Origin of the sequence: Paracoccus sp. UBA889, from assembly GCA_002294185.1 — a bacterium.
Lineage (GTDB): Bacteria > Pseudomonadota > Alphaproteobacteria > Rhodobacterales > Rhodobacteraceae > Paracoccus.
This window is the reverse complement of the sequence record DBFD01000074.1, coordinates 84,102-100,402: the sequence shown is the minus strand read 5'-3', so window position 1 is coordinate 100,402 and position 16,301 is coordinate 84,102. Positions and strand designations below refer to the sequence as shown.

The window sequence follows — 16,301 nt, the reverse complement described above, 5'->3', positions numbered from 1 at the left end:
ACGAAATCAGGGAGTTGCACATCGTAACCGGCCGGTTGGCACCGCGGTTGATCAGGCGGCCACGGCCTGAGTGTTGGCCATCGGCACCCAGTTCCTCGGCAAGAGTTCGTCGAGTCGGTTGATCTTGTGGTCATGGATGCGGTCGAGCACGTCGGCGAGATATGCCTGCGGATCGAGGCCGTTCAGCTTTGCCGTCTCGATGATCGTCATGGCGCGGGCCAGCGTTTCGCTGCCGGTGTCGGCACCCGCGAAGAGCCAGTTCTTCCGGCCAATGCCGATCGGGCGCAGGGCGCGTTCGGCGACATTGTTGTCGATTGCCACGCGGCCGTCGGTGAGGAAGAGGCTGAACGAGGCCCTGCGGGCCAGCCCCTAGCGGAACGCGCGGGCGAGGTCCCCTTTACCGGGGATCCGCATGATTTGGCTTTCGGACCAGGCGAAGAAGGCCTCGACCTTCGGGGCGCTGTGCTTCTGCCGCGCAGGGAGGCGTATCTCGGCGGGCTGCCCGTTGATTTCACGCTCAATGTCGTAAAGCGCGCCGATGCGGTCGAGCGCCTCACGCGCGATAGCGGATTTCGTCTTGTCCCATTCGTCATGGAAGTCACGCCGCAAATGCGCCCGGCATGACGCCTCCTGCAGACGGGGCGTGCCGTCGGGGTCGGGTGCATAAAGCTTGGCATAGCCCTTGTAGCCGTCGGCCTGCAGGATGCCGCGGGCCTGGGCAAGATGGCTTTGGACGTGCTCTTGCTTCCAGTCCGGGGCGAAGCGGTAGACCGCCGCGGGTGGCGCGGTTCCGGCCCAGGGTCGTGGATCGCGGACATAGGCCCAGATCCGCCCCTGCTTCACCCCCTTGCCGAGGCCGCGGTCCTTGAGGGACCGGTTCAGCACCCTGATCGGGGTGTCATCGGCGTGGAGGAGGTCGCTGGCCATCACATCGGCCTCGATGCGTTCGACCAAGGGCGTCAGCACCTTCATCGCGCGCCCACACCAATCGACCAGCGTGCTGTCCGGGATGTCGGCCCCCATGCGGGCGAAGATCTCGTTCAGGCGATACAAGGGAAGATGGTCATCGAATTTGGAGACGAGGATCCAGGCCGGCAGGGCCGCGCTCGCCATGCTGCCGGGGATGGGACGGCTGGGTGCCGGTGTTTGCACCATCTTCTCACAGCGGCGGCAGGACTTCTTCAGCCGCGCGATCTGCAGGACCTTCAGCTGTGCCGCGACCAGGTCGAGCATCTCGCTCATGTCCTCGCCCACGAGCCGCAGGTCACCACCGCAATCCGGGCAGCAGCTGCCGGGATCGAGCTCGCGCCGCTCCCGCGGGGTCGCCTCCGAGATGCGGGGACGACGGCGGGGTTTGTGTTTGTCCACATCGCCAGTCTTCGCCTCAGGGGCAGGATCCGCTTCGTCTTCGTCCGCCAGGGTGGTGGCGCTTTCGGCGCTGGCGATGAGCAGATCCTCGAGGGCAAGTTCCAGCTGCTCGATCTCGCGCTCGATCTTCTCCGAGGACTTGCCGAAGGCCTGCTTCCTGAGCTTTGCGATCCGCATTTGCAGCGTCTGGATGAGCAGGTCATGCGCCTTGATCGTCGCCGCCATCCTTGCGTTTTCCGCCTGCAAGGCGGCAATCATCGCCTTCAGAACAGCGGGATCTTCGGGAAGGATGGGCGTGTCGCTCGACATGCCATCACCTACCATGATCGATCAAGTGGCGCCATGAAAACAAGGCGTTTCAGGCGGGTAAATCACCCGACACGGGCCGGTGGCGCGCCCCAATCCGGCCGCCGCCAATCAATCCCTTCCCATAACATCGCCAGCTGTGCCGAGGTCAGCCGCACCGCCCCCGAACTGGTGTTCGGCCATGGAAAGCGCCCGCGCTCGAGGACCTTGTAGTAAAGACAGAACCCCTGGCCGTCCCGGTAAAGCAGCTTCAGCCGATCACCCTTGCGGCCCCGGAAGGCAAAGACTGCACCGCCGGTCGGCTTCTGGCGCAGCACGTCCTGCGCGAGCGCCGCCAGCCCCCCGATCCCCTTGCGCATATCCGTTGCCCCGCAGGCCGGATACACCCGCACCCCGGTTCCCGGCCCGATCATGCGGCATCCACCGCGCGGATCAGGCGAGACAGCGCCCCATCGTCGATGTTGCTCTCGAACCGAAGCACACGGCCCTTCGCAAGCCGCAACTCAACCCAGACCACTGGAGTGGTGGCCGGGGTTTGATCCTCCACCACGGTCAACTCCATCGCGGGCACCATGCCGGCGGGCAGGAACAACGCGCCCGCATCAGGAGACCACAGACCCTTGCGCTTCAGTTCGTGGCGCCACGCGTAGATCTGCTGCCGCGTCACATCGTGCCGGTGCGCCACCTGAGTCACCGTCGCGCCGTCGATCCCCACCGCGCTCACGATCGCCAGCTTTACCTCATCGTCCCAACGTCGACGGCGCTCAACACCCAGAACCTCGCCCCGCATAGCCCCTCCGCACACAAGAGACGTCGTTAGCGACGTCGCTATGCACGTGTCTTACGCCCTCACGCCGAAATCTGGCAGGCGGTGACAACCGGGTGCTTACCGCACATCGCGCGTCTCGGCCTGATCAAGGATCGCACCGCCTGCCGCAACCGTCTTCAGGCGGCGCGCAACAAGGTCGTCCTGGCGCAGCTGCGTGCGCGTCTGCGGCAGGTCGAACGTCAGATCGAGCAGATCGACGCCGAACTCGCGCGCCTCGTCGCGGAGCTGCTCGCCCATCGCTTCGTGATCCTGATGTCGATCCCCGGCATCGGCCCCGTCGCGGCGATCGCCATGCTCGTTGAGATGCCCGAGCTGGGCTCGATGGATGGCAAGGAAGCCGCCAGCCTCGCCGGGCTTGCCCCGATCACCCGCGAGTCGGGCAGGTGGAAGGGGCAGTCGCGGATTGGCGGTGGGCGACGCGGTCTGCGCCGGGCGCTCTACATGCCGGCCCTCGTCGCCACCCGGCACAACCGGCAGCTCGGCCAGACCTATCAGGCGCTCTGCAGCGCGGGAAAGCCGGCGAAAGTCGCGCTCACCGCCGTCATGCGCAAGCTCCTGATCCTCGCAAACGCCCTGATCAGGGATGACCGAAAATGGGCCGAAACCGCCCCTTGATCAAAACGGATAAATTCTGCATCAATCCGCGGCGGCGGGCGGCTGCGGGATTTCGGCGGCCGGTGCCTGGCCATCGCCCTGCGCTGACGGCAACGGCACCTGTCCGGCACCGTCGCCCAGCCTCTCGTCCAGCCGCAACACCAGATCGGCGGTAATGTCGATGGCGTCGAGCGAGACGAAGACGGTGCGGCGGTCCAGAACGGCCACCGCGCGGCGATCCTGCATCATCTCGCCCATGACCGGCAGCGCGGCGCGATAGAAGGCGCTGCGGTCCGCCTCGGCCCAATCGTTCAGCGCCTGCACCGCCTGTGCGCGTTCGCGCCGGACCCGCGTGGCGCGTTCGTCGAACGCCTCGGCCTGCTTGCGAAACTCGGCCGGATCCAGCGTTTCGCGACGGCTGGTCAACGCCGCCTCTTCATCGGATAACTGCGCGGCCAGCCTTTCGTTCTCGGCGGCGATCTTGCCGCCCTCCTCTTCCAGGACGGATTGCGTGCGACGGCCCCAGGCCGAGCCGGTGAACAAGGTGTTCTGATCCACGGTCAGGATCGGCGCAGCCACCATCTGCGGCGAATCCGGCGGCGTCTCGATGGTGCGCGTCGGCATCCCGCCTTCCGCACCGGCCCCGTCGGCCGGGGCGATCCGGTCCACGGGTGCGATGGGCTGGGCGGGCACGGAGGGCGCCGGATCCTGCGCTGATGCGCCCCCGGCCCATGCCATGCCCAGAAACAGGGCCGCCAGCAGGACGACAGGGCGCGCCCGTCCCCGCATCAGAACCGGGTCGAGATGGTCAGGTCGAAATTCTGATCCTTGTCGTAATCCTCTTTGCGAACCGCCTTGGAGAAGTTGAACCGCAAGGGGCCGATCGGGGTGGTCCAGAAGACAGAGGCGCCGATGGCGGCGCGAACCCGCATACTGTCGTCGACTTCGGACCCGTCGCTGCCGGTCCTTGTGTCCAGCCCCCAGACCGAGCCGATATCGGCAAAAAGGCCGCCCGTGATCCCGTATTCCTCGGGCAGGCCCAGCGGGAACTGCGCTTCGGCGCGCGCGGCCCAGTAATACTTGCCGCCGAGCGCGTCCTGATTCGGGGCCGACAGGTCACGCGGACCGATGCCGTTCGGCTCGAAGCCGCGCACCTTGCCGCCGCCGCGGAACCGGTCCAGAATCCAGGACGAGTAATCGCCATAGCTGTAGACACCGCCGGCCTCGATCTCGGCGCGGAGGGTGACCTCCTCGCGCCAGGCATTGCTTTCCACACCGGCCAGCGCGGTGCTGGTGACCGTCTTCACGTCGCCGCCCAGCCCCGCGAAATCCTGCGAGAACCGAAGCTTGTAGCTTGTCAGGGGATCAAGACCGGCCACCCGCGTATCCCACAGGTAGGTGTAGCCCGCCGCTGAACTCAGACGCGTGCCCTGTTCGTCCTGAAGAATGACGGAACTGTCGTCGCTGACATTGTTCAGACGGTTCTGTTCCAGTCGATACCGCAGTTCCAGCCGGCCATTGGCCGAAATCGGAAACTCGATCGACGGCTGGACCGAGATCGTGCGGGTGTCGTAGTCCGAATTCAGGTTGCTGGTTTCGTTATAGCGCGCGGTGAAGCCGAATTTCAGATCGCGGCCCAGGAAATAGGGTTCGACGAAGTTGATCAGACCCTCGCGGTCGCCCGACGCGGTGGAAATGGTCAGGCCCAGCGTCTGCCCGCGACCCAGGAAGTTGGTCTCGTTCAGCGAGGCGTTGAGGCCGAAGCCGGAATTGACACCGTAGGATGCGCCGAAGGACAGAGAGCCAGTGGGCTGTTCCTCGACATTCACATCCACGATCACCTGTTCGGCGCTGCTGCCCTGCCGGCTGTTGACCTGCGCATCCGAGAAATAGCCAAGCGCGCGGATGCGTTCGGCGGCATTGCGGATCTCGCGCGGGTTGAACGGATCGCCCTCGACCGTGGTGAATTGCCGCCGGATCACCCGGTCCAGCGTGGTCGTGTTGCCCTCGATGTCGATGCGTTCCACGAAGATGCGCGGGCCGCGCGTCAGCGCAAAGGTCAGATCCAGCGTCTGCGTCTGCGGATTGCGCGTCACCCGCGGCTCGATATTGACGAAGTTCAGCCCCTGCTGGATCGCCACCGTTTCCATCCGCCGGATGGTGTTGTCGATGGCGGCGGGGTTGTAGACATCGCCGCCGCCGACACGGTTCTGCGCCGCAAAGGGTGCGGCATCAACGCCTGCGATCTCGGAGATCGTGCTTACGTTGCGGAACCGGTAGCGCGGGCCTTCCTGGATGTTGAAGGTGATGTAGAAGGCATCGCGTTCGCGGGCGATTTCCGGCGCGACGCCCTGCACCTTGAAATCGGCATAACCGCGCGAGCGGTAGAAATCGGTCAGAAGCTGTTCGTCCAGCGGAATCCGTTCCGGCGCAAAGGTATCGGCGCGGATGAAGGTGCGCAGGATACCCGCCTGCTTGGTTTCCAGCACCTGCCGCAAGCGACGGTCCGAAAAGGCGCGATTGCCGGTAAAGCTGATGCGCTCGATCTCGGTGACGTCGCCTTCGCGGATCTCGAAGACCAGATCGACGCGGTTGCCGCTGCGCCGGATGATGCGCGGATCGACGCGGGCGGCCAGACGGCCCCGGCTGGCATAGGCCTGCGCGATGTTCTGCGCGTCCTGGATGGCCTGGCTGGGCTGATAGACCCGGCGCGACTGGCTTTGCGCGATCTGGGCCAGTTCGTCATCCTTGAGGCGGCGGTTGCCCTCGAAGCTGATCTGGTTGATTGTCGGATATTCCGAAACGGTGATGATCAGGGTGCCGCCCTGCGGAACGATCTCGACCGTCTCGAACAGACCGGAATTCTGCAACCGTTGCAGCGCATCGTTCAACTCGCCGGCCGAGACGTTCTGGCCGCGCGCGATATTGGCATAGGACAGGACCGTGGCCGGTTCGATCCGCTGCGTGCCCTGAATTCGCACGTCGTTGAAGACATAGGCCACAGCCGCATTGGGCACCAGTGCCGCCGGTGTCGCGATCGTCAAGGCCGTGACCAGCGCAACCGCGCCCTTGCCCAGTTTCCGTGTCATTGCCGCCCCTCTATGTTCCAGCCTGCGGACGCGCCTTTTCTGGCGCCTTCTTTCTGTTGCGTGTTTTCACGCCCTCTTGGCCAAATCTTGTGCCCGAAACGCCCGGCCCTGTCAAAAGCGCATCGCGCCCTAGGGGCAGAAAAGATCGTTCGTGAGGCCGAAAATCATCAGCGCCAGCACCGCCGCCATGCCCGCCGCCGTCAGCAGGTTCAGCGCCCGGTCCGAGGGTGGGCGTCCGGTGAGGGCCTCCCACGCATAGAACATCAGGTGCCCGCCATCCAGGACCGGGATCGGCAGCAGGTTCAGAAACCCGATCGCCGCCGACAGGACCGCGATCCACCACAGGAAACTGGCGCCGCCGGCGCTGGCCGCCTGGCCGGTGCTTTCGGCGATGCTGATCGCGCCGCCCAGATTGCAGCCGCCGATCTGGCCCGAGATCATCGCCCACAGCCCCGCCAGCGATGACACGATGATCCCCCAGGTCTGCATCACCCCCAGCCACAGCGATTCCAGCGGGCCCGCGCGACGCATCGCTGGTTCGAAGAAACCGCCGCCACCGGTGACGCCGATCAACCAGCGCCGTTCGTATCCGCCGCCCGCAGAGGGCAGATCCTGCATCCGCGGAATCAGCGTATAGCTGGCGGTGCCCTGGCCGGACCGCCAGACCTGCAACTGGATCGGATCGCCCTCGGCAGCCTCGACCGCCTCGCGCATCTGGGTAAAGCGGGTGATCGGCTTGCCCTCGATGCTGATCACCACGTCACCGGCCATCAGCCCGGCATCGGCTGCGGCGCCGCGCGGGGCGACGCCGCTGATCCGCGCCGGCATCGGATCCGGGCCGGTCACCGTCACCTCGGCGCCGTCGCGGATCACGGTCCAGTCCTGCTGCGGCGCGATGGGCAGGTCCTGCGCCGCCTGGCCCAGATCGGCCCAGGTCTCGACCGGCTGGCCACCCAGGGCGACGATGCGGTCGCCGGGGCGCAAGCCGTTCATCACGCCCGGCGGCACCTCGCTGACGGCACCGACCTCGACCCGATCGGCAGGCAGGCCCTGAAACAGCGCGAATCCGCCGAAGATCAGGATCGACAGGACAAAGTTGAAGACCGGTCCGGCCAGAAGCGTCGAAAACCGCGCCCAGAGCGGCGCACCCGACAGCGTCTGCCGCCGCAAGGCCGGATCGACCCGCGACCCGGAACCGGCGCTGGCCGCATTCTCGTCGCCCAGAAAGCGGACATAGCCTCCCAGCGGAATCGCCGCGACCTGCCAGACGGTGCCGTGACGATCCCGGCGCGCGATCAGGCGCGGTCCGAAGCCGACCGAAAAGACCTCGGCCCTGATTCCCGACAGCCGGCCGATGATGTAATGGCCGTATTCATGGACCGTCACGATCACCACCAGTGCGACCACGAAAGCCGCCAGCGTCCACAAGGTGCCCCCGAATAAGGGGATCAGATCGGTCATGCGGCGGCCCTTCCTCTTGCCTCGCGGTCCCAGTCGAGGACCGTTTCCAGATCGGCGGCATCATCGCCGAAACCGGCGCGCCCCGACAGCGCCTCCAAGGTCATTTCCACGCGAGGCGCCATTTGCGTGAATCCGATGCGCCCGGCGATGAAATCGTCCAGCGCCTGCTCCTTGGCGGCATTGAACACCGCCCCCGCCATACCGCCCGCCGACATCACCTCGCGCGCCAGGCGCAGCGCGGGCCAGCGCGTCTCGTCGGGTTCGCGGAAGGTCAGGCTTCCGATCCGCGCCAGATCCAGCGCGGCAACCGGCAGCGGTGCACGGTCGGGCCAGTTCAGCGCATAGCCGATCGCGTGTCGCATGTCGGGCGCCCCCAGATGCGCGATCGTGCCGCCATCGACATGGCTGACCATGGCGTGAACGATCGATTCCGGATGGACCAGCACCTTGATCCGATCTGGTCCAAGACCGAAAAATTCTTTCGCCTCTATGACTTCCATCGCCTTGTTGAACATGCTTGCGCTGTCGATGGTGATCCGCTGGCCCATGGCCCAATTGGGATGGGTCGAGGCCTGAGCCACCGTCGCGGCCGCCAGCCGTTCCAGTGGCCAGTCCCGGAAGGCGCCGCCCGAGGCGGTGATGGTCACAACCTCGACATGCTCAAGGTTTTCCGATCCAAGAGCCTGAAAAATGGCAGAATGTTCGGAATCGACCGGCAGGATTCTCGCTCCGCTTCGGGTCGCCGTGCGGTGGATCAGCGGGCCGGCACAAACCAGCGATTCCTTGTTGGCCAGGGCCAGAATCCCGCCCTGAGCCAATGCCGTCAGGCCCGGCACCAGCCCGGCCGCGCCGATGATCGCCGACAGGATCCAGTCGGCGGGGCGCGCGGCGGCCTCGGCCAGCGCCCGCGCGCCCGCCGCCGTCTGAATCCCGCTGCCCGCAAGCGCGTCGCGCAGATCGTCCAGCAGATCCTCGTGCGCGGTCACGGCGATCTCGGCCCGCAACTCGCGCGCCATGCGCGCGAGGCGCGCGATGTTGCGCCCGCCGGTCAGCGCGACGACGTGATAGGCCTCGGCCCCGCCGGCGCGCCGGATCAGATCAACACCGTTGCAGCCGACCGAGCCGGTCGCCCCGAAGATCGAAATGCGTCGCATGGGTCAGGTCACCGCCGGCAGGCTGTTCAGAAGCCCGATCAGCATGGCCGCCAGAACCGCGCCTGTCACTGCGTCGAAACGATCCATGAAGCCGCCGTGACCCGGAATCAGGTTCGAACTGTCCTTGACCCCGGCGCGTCGCTTCAGCCAGCTTTCGGCGATATCGCCCATTTGCCCGGCGAAACAGACCAGCGGAGAAACCCATAGCAAGGTCGCGTCGCCGCGCCCCGAAAGCCAGATCAGCGCACCCAGAACGACCGCGCCGATCCAGCCCGCGATCGTGCCCGACCAGGTTTTCTTCGGGCTCAGAGACGGCCAGAATTTCGGCCCGCCCAGAATGCGGCCGAAAAAATAACCCGCCGTGTCCGAAACGATCACGATGCCCATCAGCCACATCACGAATCCCAGACCGAATTCCTCGCGGAACGAGACCAGACCATAGGCCACCAGCAGGATCGCGATGCCGAAGATCGCATAGGTCGGCCGGTCGCGACGCGCGGCGCCGGGAAGCCCGGCAAGAAGAGGCAGCAGCAAGGCCAGCGATGCGAAGGGGGAAAAGGCAACAAGGGCGATGAACTGGGCCAGCCCGGCGATCACCGCCAGCGACACGGGGCGCCAGCGGCCGAAGGCGGTCAGGTGCATCTCGGGGTGGCGCCAGCCCGTCATCGCCGCCAGTTCCCAGAACGTGATGGCCGAGATCAGTGACATGCCCAGCCGCAACCAGACACCCTGCGCCACGGCCAACATCACGCCGATCCCCAGCAGCACAGCGGTCGAGGCGATACGGCGCGACAGGTCAGCCCATTTGCCCTTCGCGGCGGGCAGCCCGGGCCTTGTCCCCGCGCCCGGACTCATACGCCCCCGAAACGGCGGTCGCGCAGGCCGAACCGGTCCAGAATCGCGGCCAGATGGTCGGGCGAGAAATCGGGCCACAATGTCGGCGTGAATTCATATTCCGAATAGGCTGCCTGCCATGGCAGGAAATTCGAGGTCCGCGTCTCGCCACTGGTGCGGATGACCAGATCGGGATCGGGATGGCCGGCCGTGTCCAGACAGGCATGAAGATCGTTTTCCGTCGGCTCGGCGACCTCGCCCTGGGCAACCTTGCAGGCCAGCTTGGTGGCCGCGCGCAGCAATTCGTCGCGCCCCCCGTAATTGATCGCCACGGTCAGGTTCAGCCGCGTGTTGCCCGCCGTCCGTGCCTCGATCGAGGACATCAGCGCCTGCAACTTGCCGTCCAGCCGATCCCGGCCGCCGATGAAGCGCAGCCGCACGCCCTCGGCCGACATGCCTTCGGCCTCACGCTCGATATAGCGGCGGAAGATCTTCATCAGACCCAGCACCTCCTCGGTCGAGCGTTTCCAGTTCTCGGTCGAGAAGGCATAGACGGTCAGCCAGTTCACGCCCAGATCCGGGCAGGCGCGGACGATTTGCTTGACGCGCTCGGCCCCGCGCCGGTGCCCGACCAGGCGCGGCCAGCCGCGATCGGTCGCCCAGCGGCCGTTTCCGTCCATGATGATGGCGACGTGACGCGGTCTCTGACTGGATCCGCCCGTGTTCAATGCCTGTGCTGTATCCGCGGCCATGTCCCGTGCCTCAGACCTGCATGATCTCGGCCTGCTTGGCCTCCAGCGCCTCGTCCACCTGGCCGATCATCTTGTCGGTCAGCTCCTGCACCGCGGTTTCCCAGAACTTCTGATCATCCTCGGGCATTCCCTCGGCCTTGCCCTTCTTGACCTGATCCATGCCGTCGCGGCGCACGTTGCGGATCGCGACGCGCGCGTGTTCGGCATATTGCGCCGCGACCTTGGTCAGTTCCCTGCGCCGCTCCTCGTTCAGTTCCGGGATCGGCAGCATGATGATCGTGCCGTTGGTCTGGGGATTGATGCCGAGACCGCTTTCGCGGATCGCCTTTTCGGCCTTGCCGACCATCGACTTGTCCCAGATGTTGATGGTGACCATCCGCGGCTCGGGGACGTTGACGGTGCCAAGCTGGTTGATCGGCGTCATCTGGCCATAAGCCTCGACCTGCACCGGCTCGACCATCGAAGCCGAGGCGCGACCGGTCCGCAGGCTGCCGAATTCGTGGCGCAGCGAATCCATCGCGCCCTTCATCCTCCGTTCCAGGTCGTCGATGTCGATTTCGATATCCTCTGCCATGTGGCACTGCCTCTGCGTAGAATTTTCACCGCTTGTAACCGCATTGCCGGGCCTTGGCAAAGCATTTGCCCGAAGGTCAGGCGGCATCGCGCCGGCGACCGGCCAGCCCGCGGGCGACCTTTTCGACCCCGCCGCCGGCCGCCGCCGGATCGCGGCTCAGGGGAAATTGCACATCGCCGCGATCCACATGCCGGGGGGTCAGCTATGAACGCGGGTATAGGTGCCGCGACCTTCCAGGATCGCCCTGAAGCCACCAGGCTCGTCCAGCGAGAAGACGACGATCGGCAGCCGGTTGTCGCGGGCCAGCGCGATGGCCGAGGCATCCATCACGCCCAGATGCTTTTGCAGCACCTCGTCGTAGCTGACCTCGCCATAGCGTTTGGCATCGGGGAATTTCTTCGGATCCTTGTCATAGACGCCATCCACCTTGGTGCCCTTGAAGATCGCCTCGCAATTCATCTCGTTGGCGCGCAGGGTCGCGGCGGTGTCGGTGGTGAAATAGGGATTGCCGGTGCCGGCGGCAAAGATCACGACGCGGCCCTTTTCCAGATGTCGGATGGCACGCCTGCGGATATAGGGTTCGCAGACTTCGTCCATGCGGATGGCGCTGATGACGCGGCAATGCAGGCCCTTGGCTTCCAGCGCCGATTGCATGGCCAGCGCATTCATCACCGTGGCCAGCATCCCCATGTAATCGGCGGTCGTCCGCTCCATCCCCTGCGCGCTGCCTTGCAGGCCGCGGAAGATGTTGCCGCCGCCGATGACCATGCAGACCTCGACGCCCATCTTCTGAACCGATTCGACCTCGTTGGCGATACGCGCGACGGTCGGCGGGTTCAGACCGAAGCCCTGGTCGCCCATCAGCGCCTCGCCCGAGATCTTCAGCATCACGCGGCCATACTGCGCGGGCGCTGCGCCCTTCTCTTCGGTCATGTCCGATCCTTCCTGAATGCGGCTGCTACTGGGCTGATAGCGCGGCCGATAATGGGGCTGATGGGGCGGGTCGCTTTCATCGCCGCGCAAAATGTCGCAAAAGGCGGGCGTGTTCAACCGGCCAAGGACCGCCCGGCGATGTCCCGCCTTGATCAGATCGACGCCGAGCGCCACCTGCTGATCGCGGGGCCGACCGCCAGCGGCAAATCCGCGCTTGCGCTGCAGGTGGCCGAGCGGCAGGGCGGGCTGATCGTCAATGCGGATGCGATGCAGGTCTGGTCCTGCTGGCGCGTTCTGACGGCGCGCCCCTCGGCCGCCGACGAGGCCGCGGCACTCCATGCGCTTTATGGTCATGTCACACCGGATCGCAGCTATTCGGTCGGCGACTGGCTGAAGGATGTCGGCCGGCTGACGGACCGAAGGCTGATCGTCGTCGGCGGAACCGGGCTTTACCTGACGGCCCTGACGCGGGGTCTGGCCTATGTGCCCCCCGTCCCGCCTGAAATCAGGTTCGAGGGCGATGCCCTGGTGGCAGGCAAGGAAGGACTTGCGCGGATGATCGCGGGGCTGGATGCGCGGACCCGCGACCGGATCGACCTGCGCAATCCGGCCCGTGTCCAGCGCGCCTGGGAGGTCTGGCGCGCGACCGGTCGCGGGCTTGCGGAATGGCAGGCCGATACGCCGCCGCCCCTGATCACGCCCGCGCGCAGCCAGCGCCTTGTCGTCACCGCCGATCGCGACTGGCTGGCGGACCGGATCGCGCGGCGCTTCGATCTGATGATGGAACAGGGTGCCCTGGACGAGGTGCGCGCCATGCTGCCGCTGTGGGACATGTCCCGGCAATGGGCCCGCGCCATCGGCGCGCCGGAACTGGCGGCCAGCCTGCGCGGCGAAACCGATCGGGCCGAGGCCGTGCAGCGCGCGGTGATCGCCACCCGCCAATATGCCAAGTCGCAGCGCATCTGGTTTCGCAGTCGAATGCATGACTGGCAACCGTGGCCCGCCGGAGAATCCCCTTGATATCGCTTGAATTGTATCGAACCGAGGATTGAAAACGCCACGAAAACAGGCCATTCTACCTATGGTTGTTTACTCTTGGTGAGGTCTGTCGGTGAATCTGTCCCAAGCCGGCGAAACGGTTCGCTTTCCCTTCACGTCCCCCGGCTTCAAAGGCGTCGCGGCGTTTCCCGCCACGCCTGCACCGATCGAGGATTCCGATGCCCCCCGGCGCCGGCGGCAGGGGGGATGGCAGGCCGGGCGCCGGCCGGCCGCGCATCGCCCGCTGAAACTGCTGCCGCTGGCCAGCTTCGTCTGGGGCAGCGATGGCACCCCGCCGCGCCCGCAGATCCGCAGCGATCACGTGATCCTGTGGGTGATGTCGGGACGGGTGCGGCTGCGCTTTCCGGCACGGGACCAGACGCTTGGGGCGGGCGATCTGCACTATATCCCCGCCGGAACCGCCTTCGCGGCCCTGCCCGGCCCGGACGACCAGGGTCATGTCGCCATCCTTCCGCGCGGCCTTGCCGAACTGGCCTGGCCCTGCCTGCCCACGGCGACGCTGGCCACCGAGATCGCCCTGGAGGGGCCACGATTGCTGACCATTCTGCGCGACCTCGCCGCCGCGACCGGCCCCGATGCCGGCGGGGTCGGGCTGCTGGCACGCTGCATCGCCGGGCTACCGCCTCGGGTCAGACGCGACAGCCACGCCGATGCGCTTGCATGCTCGCGGCCCGACATGTCGCTGATCGCCCGTTTCCGGGACCTGGTGCTGAGCCGGATGGGCAGCGACCAGTCCACCATCGCCGAGCTTGCGCGCGATCTGCATTGCAGCACCGGAGCACTGGATCGGGCCTGCCAGGCGACGCAGGGCTGTCGCGCCATCGACTTTGTCAACCGCCTGCGGCTGGAGCGCGCGTTCCAGGCCTTGCGCGACGGCCAGGAAAGCCCGGTCCGGATCGCCGAGCGCCTGGGCTATGTCAGCCATGCCCATTTCGCCCGCGCCTGCGTCGCCGCAACCGGCCGCACGCCCGAAATCTTCCGCGCTCAGTCCGGCTGATCGCCGCTTTCGGCATTTTCCCCGCCCCGGCCGCGAAAGCCGGTCGCGACCACGAATTTCTCGGATGAATCACTGCGGCTGGCCGGCGGCTTGACGTTGGCGACCTTGGAAAAGCTGCGCTTCAGCAAAGCCTGCATTTCGGATTCCGCACCGCCTGCCAGCACCTTGGCCACGAAGGTTCCGCCGGGTTCAAGGATGTCCAGCGCCAGTTGCGCGGCGGCTTCCACCAGCGCGACGATGCGCAGATGATCGGTGCCCTTGTGCCCCGACGCAGAGGCCGCCATGTCGGACATGACCACATCGGCGGACCCGCCCAGCCAGTGCTTGACCTTGTCGTCGGCGCCGTCCGACAGGAAATCGAGCTGATGAATCTCGGCCCCGGCGATGGTATCGACCTCTTGCAGATCGATGCCGATGACGCGCCCCACGGCCTTGCCCGATTGGTCGCCCAGGGCGTTCACCCGGTCCACCGCGACCTGACACCAGCCGCCGGGTGCGCAGCCCAGATCGACCACCCGTGCGCCGGGCAGCAGAAACCGATACTTGTCGTCCAGTTCCAGGATCTTGTAGGCCGCCCGCCCGCGAAAGCCATCGCGCCTGGCGCGGGCCACATAAGGGTCGTTCAGCTGCCGTTCCAGCCACAATTTCGAAGACAGCTTGCGCCCCTTGGCGGTCTTGACCCGCACCTTGAGGTCGCGCTGGCCGCGTCCGCTGGTCTTGCCCGCGCGGCTGCCGGGTTCTTTCGCCATCATGCCACTCCGTTCAGCCCATCCGGCGTCAGCACCCCATCGCGCACCATCTGGGCATAAAGCAACCCTTCCCGCAGCCCGCGATCGGCGACCGACAGCTTGTCGGTGGGCCAGACCCGCATCAGCGTCTGAAGAATCGCCACCCCCGACATGATCAGCGCATGGCGTTCACGGCCGATACGCGGATCGGCCCGCCGCCCTTCGGGACCAAGCGTCAGATAGGAATGGATCACCTTGTCGATCTGGGCGCTGCTCATTTCCAGCCCGTCCACCTTGGTCCGGTCATAGCGTCTGAGCCCCAGAAAGGACGCCGCCACCGTCGTCACCGTCCCCGAGGTGCCGATGATCTGGAAACCCTCCTCGGGCGAGCCATCCGCATAGGGGGCGAAATCGGCCAGCATTTCCTCGAAATACCAGCTCATCAGCGCGAAGCGGCCCTGATCGTCTTCGACATCGGCGAACTGGTCGCGCAGCGTGGCCACGCCCAACGGCACGCTGATCCAGTCCACCACCCGCGCGCCGCCCGGCTGCGGCTTGGCGAAACCTTCCGACAGCCGCATGATCGCGCGCGGCCGTTCCTTGGGCTCGACATCTTCCAGATCGATCCAGACCAGTTCGGTCGAGCCGCCGCCGATATCGACGACCATCAGCGTCTCGGTCTTCTGGCTGACCAGCGGCGCGCAGGAAATCACCGCCAGCCGGGCCTCTTCCTCGGCATCGATGATCTCGACCGGCAGGCCGGTCTCGCGGCGGATGCTGCGCAGGAAATCGCGGCTGTTGCGCGCGCGCCGGCAGGCCTCGGTCGCGACCAGGCGCATGTTGCGAACCCGATGCTGATCCAGCTTGCGCCGGCATACCTGCAGGGCGTGAACGGTGCGCGCCATCGAACCGCGGGACAGCCGCCCCGAAGCCTCCAGCCCCAGACCAAGCTGAACCGGCTTGGAAAAGCTGTCGATGACCTGAAACTGACTGCCGCGCGGTCGCGCAATCAGCATCCGGCACGAATTTGTGCCGAGGTCGAGGGCAGCATACAGTGCCCCTTCCTCGGGTTGTCGGGTGCCTGACGGCTCGACCGTATTTTTCGGGAACGCGTCCGCACCCGCAGGACGCCTGGGCGTCATGACACACGCCCTCCGATGACAAGTTGTCCGAAAGGTAGCCTGCCGCCCGCCTGCGATCAAGGGTGCGCCGCCACGCGAGAGCGGCGTTTCGGGCGCCAGTTTGCGACACAGGTCGCAAATCCCCCGCGCCATGGTCGCAAATGCGCGGCGCGGCGGCGCGATCCGTGGCTATGAGGGGGCGAGACGGAGGACGCCGACGATGGCCGATGTGACGCTGGTTCTGTGGCGCGATATTCCCGCGCAGGTGCTGCAAGGCAAGGGCCGGGGCGCGGTTCGGATCACGCTGGACGAGCGGTTCGAGCAGGCGATCGACCGGGCGGCAATGAAGGCGGGGCTTTCGGGCACCGACGATTATCTGGGCGAATGGCGGCGCGAGACGGTTCAGGCCGAGGATGCGCAGGCGCTGGCGACACGGATCGAGACGGAATACGACACCGCCCGTCTGCGCGACCTGATCGCGTCGGGCGGGCGCAAGGATTGA

The 16,301-nt window shown here is 66.3% G+C and carries 16 protein-coding genes and 1 pseudogene; 4 read left to right on the top strand and 13 right to left on the bottom strand.

The features are described from left to right. Window positions 1-51 precede the first annotated feature (51 nt). The 3 genes and pseudogenes from tnpC to tnpA all read right to left on the bottom strand — a co-directional run bounded on the left by tnpC (window position 52) and on the right by tnpA (window position 2,464). Window positions 52-1,677, bottom strand: a pseudogene (gene tnpC, locus B4L36_RS15045) (IS66 family transposase). Window positions 1,678-1,739: 62 nt separating this feature from the next. Next, window positions 1,740-2,087 (bottom strand): IS66 family insertion sequence element accessory protein TnpB, encoded by a 348-nt coding sequence (gene tnpB / locus B4L36_RS15040; RefSeq protein ID WP_292958838.1) that lies wholly within the window; start codon window positions 2,085-2,087, stop codon window positions 1,740-1,742. Continuing rightward, complete coding sequence (gene tnpA / locus B4L36_RS15035; protein WP_292958836.1) at window positions 2,084-2,464, bottom strand: IS66-like element accessory protein TnpA; 381 nt, start codon at window positions 2,462-2,464, stop codon at window positions 2,084-2,086. The genes tnpB and tnpA overlap by 4 nt, the downstream gene beginning before the upstream one ends. An 81-nt stretch (window positions 2,465-2,545) precedes the next feature. Here tnpA and B4L36_RS15030 point away from each other — a divergent pair, with 81 nt between their 5' ends. Then, window positions 2,546-3,118 (top strand): transposase, encoded by a 573-nt coding sequence (locus B4L36_RS15030; RefSeq protein ID WP_292958834.1) that lies wholly within the window; start codon window positions 2,546-2,548, stop codon window positions 3,116-3,118. A gap of 21 nt (window positions 3,119-3,139) precedes the next feature. Here the strand turns inward: B4L36_RS15030 and B4L36_RS15025 are convergent, their stop codons facing one another. The 8 genes from B4L36_RS15025 to pyrH form a co-directional block, all read right to left on the bottom strand. Continuing rightward, complete coding sequence (locus B4L36_RS15025) at window positions 3,140-3,886, bottom strand: OmpH family outer membrane protein (protein WP_292958832.1); 747 nt, start codon at window positions 3,884-3,886, stop codon at window positions 3,140-3,142. Then, a complete protein-coding gene (bamA, locus tag B4L36_RS15020) occupies window positions 3,886-6,186 on the bottom strand; it encodes an outer membrane protein assembly factor BamA (protein ID WP_292958830.1) in 2,301 nt (766 codons plus the stop codon). Before bamA ends, B4L36_RS15025 begins: the two co-directional genes overlap by 1 nt. A 129-nt stretch (window positions 6,187-6,315) precedes the next feature. Continuing rightward, a complete protein-coding gene (gene rseP, locus B4L36_RS15015) occupies window positions 6,316-7,647 on the bottom strand; it encodes an RIP metalloprotease RseP (protein ID WP_292958828.1) in 1,332 nt (443 codons plus the stop codon). Then, window positions 7,644-8,801, bottom strand: a complete 1,158-nt coding sequence (dxr, locus tag B4L36_RS15010) for a 1-deoxy-D-xylulose-5-phosphate reductoisomerase (RefSeq protein ID WP_292958826.1) — start codon at window positions 8,799-8,801, stop codon at window positions 7,644-7,646. Before dxr ends, rseP begins: the two co-directional genes overlap by 4 nt. Window positions 8,802-8,804: 3 nt before the next feature. Further along, window positions 8,805-9,656 (bottom strand): phosphatidate cytidylyltransferase, encoded by an 852-nt coding sequence (locus B4L36_RS15005; RefSeq protein WP_292958824.1) that lies wholly within the window; start codon window positions 9,654-9,656, stop codon window positions 8,805-8,807. After that, window positions 9,653-10,387, bottom strand: coding sequence for a polyprenyl diphosphate synthase (uppS, locus tag B4L36_RS15000; protein WP_292958822.1), 735 nt, complete (start codon window positions 10,385-10,387; stop codon window positions 9,653-9,655). Before uppS ends, B4L36_RS15005 begins: the two co-directional genes overlap by 4 nt. A 10-nt stretch (window positions 10,388-10,397) precedes the next feature. After that, window positions 10,398-10,961 carry a ribosome recycling factor gene (gene frr, locus B4L36_RS14995; protein ID WP_292958820.1) on the bottom strand — a complete coding sequence of 188 codons (564 nt, stop codon included), beginning with the start codon at window positions 10,959-10,961 and terminating at the stop codon, window positions 10,398-10,400. A gap of 198 nt (window positions 10,962-11,159) precedes the next feature. Further along, window positions 11,160-11,894, bottom strand: coding sequence for a UMP kinase (gene pyrH / locus B4L36_RS14990; RefSeq protein ID WP_292958818.1), 735 nt, complete (start codon window positions 11,892-11,894; stop codon window positions 11,160-11,162). A gap of 138 nt (window positions 11,895-12,032) precedes the next feature. Here pyrH and miaA point away from each other — a divergent pair, with 138 nt between their 5' ends. Then, complete coding sequence (miaA, locus tag B4L36_RS14985; RefSeq protein ID WP_292958816.1) at window positions 12,033-12,914, top strand: tRNA (adenosine(37)-N6)-dimethylallyltransferase MiaA; 882 nt, start codon at window positions 12,033-12,035, stop codon at window positions 12,912-12,914. A 91-nt stretch (window positions 12,915-13,005) separates the two neighbouring features. Continuing rightward, window positions 13,006-13,950: a helix-turn-helix domain-containing protein gene (locus B4L36_RS14980; protein ID WP_292958814.1), complete on the top strand. Its 945-nt coding sequence runs from the start codon at window positions 13,006-13,008 to the stop codon at window positions 13,948-13,950. Here the strand turns inward: B4L36_RS14980 and B4L36_RS14975 are convergent. Then, window positions 13,938-14,699: an RlmE family RNA methyltransferase gene (locus B4L36_RS14975; RefSeq protein ID WP_292958813.1), complete on the bottom strand. Its 762-nt coding sequence runs from the start codon at window positions 14,697-14,699 to the stop codon at window positions 13,938-13,940. The two genes, B4L36_RS14980 and B4L36_RS14975, sit on opposite strands and share 13 nt — an antisense overlap. Next, a complete protein-coding gene (locus B4L36_RS14970) occupies window positions 14,699-15,820 on the bottom strand; it encodes a Ppx/GppA phosphatase family protein (RefSeq protein WP_292958811.1) in 1,122 nt (373 codons plus the stop codon). Before B4L36_RS14970 ends, B4L36_RS14975 begins: the two co-directional genes overlap by 1 nt. 199 nt (window positions 15,821-16,019) lie before the next feature. Between B4L36_RS14970 and B4L36_RS14965 the strand changes: the two genes are divergently transcribed. Beyond that, a complete protein-coding gene (locus B4L36_RS14965; RefSeq protein ID WP_292958846.1) occupies window positions 16,020-16,301 on the top strand; it encodes a virulence factor in 282 nt (93 codons plus the stop codon).

Coding starts and splice junctions, on each gene's coding strand:
- tnpB (WP_292958838.1), bottom strand. CDS start 2,087: ATGATCGGGCCGGGAACCGGGGTGCGGGTGTATCCGGCCTGCGGGGCA.
- tnpA (WP_292958836.1), bottom strand. CDS start 2,464: ATGCGGGGCGAGGTTCTGGGTGTTGAGCGCCGTCGACGTTGGGACGAT.
- B4L36_RS15025 (WP_292958832.1), bottom strand. CDS start 3,886: ATGCGGGGACGGGCGCGCCCTGTCGTCCTGCTGGCGGCCCTGTTTCTG.
- bamA (WP_292958830.1), bottom strand. CDS start 6,186: ATGACACGGAAACTGGGCAAGGGCGCGGTTGCGCTGGTCACGGCCTTG.
- rseP (WP_292958828.1), bottom strand. CDS start 7,647: ATGACCGATCTGATCCCCTTATTCGGGGGCACCTTGTGGACGCTGGCG.
- dxr (WP_292958826.1), bottom strand. CDS start 8,801: ATGCGACGCATTTCGATCTTCGGGGCGACCGGCTCGGTCGGCTGCAAC.
- B4L36_RS15005 (WP_292958824.1), bottom strand. CDS start 9,656: ATGAGTCCGGGCGCGGGGACAAGGCCCGGGCTGCCCGCCGCGAAGGGC.
- uppS (WP_292958822.1), bottom strand. CDS start 10,387: ATGGCCGCGGATACAGCACAGGCATTGAACACGGGCGGATCCAGTCAG.
- frr (WP_292958820.1), bottom strand. CDS start 10,961: ATGGCAGAGGATATCGAAATCGACATCGACGACCTGGAACGGAGGATG.
- pyrH (WP_292958818.1), bottom strand. CDS start 11,894: ATGACCGAAGAGAAGGGCGCAGCGCCCGCGCAGTATGGCCGCGTGATG.
- miaA (WP_292958816.1), top strand. CDS start 12,033: ATGTCCCGCCTTGATCAGATCGACGCCGAGCGCCACCTGCTGATCGCG.
- B4L36_RS14975 (WP_292958813.1), bottom strand. CDS start 14,699: ATGGCGAAAGAACCCGGCAGCCGCGCGGGCAAGACCAGCGGACGCGGC.
- B4L36_RS14970 (WP_292958811.1), bottom strand. CDS start 15,820: ATGACGCCCAGGCGTCCTGCGGGTGCGGACGCGTTCCCGAAAAATACG.
- B4L36_RS14965 (WP_292958846.1), top strand. CDS start 16,020: ATGGCCGATGTGACGCTGGTTCTGTGGCGCGATATTCCCGCGCAGGTG.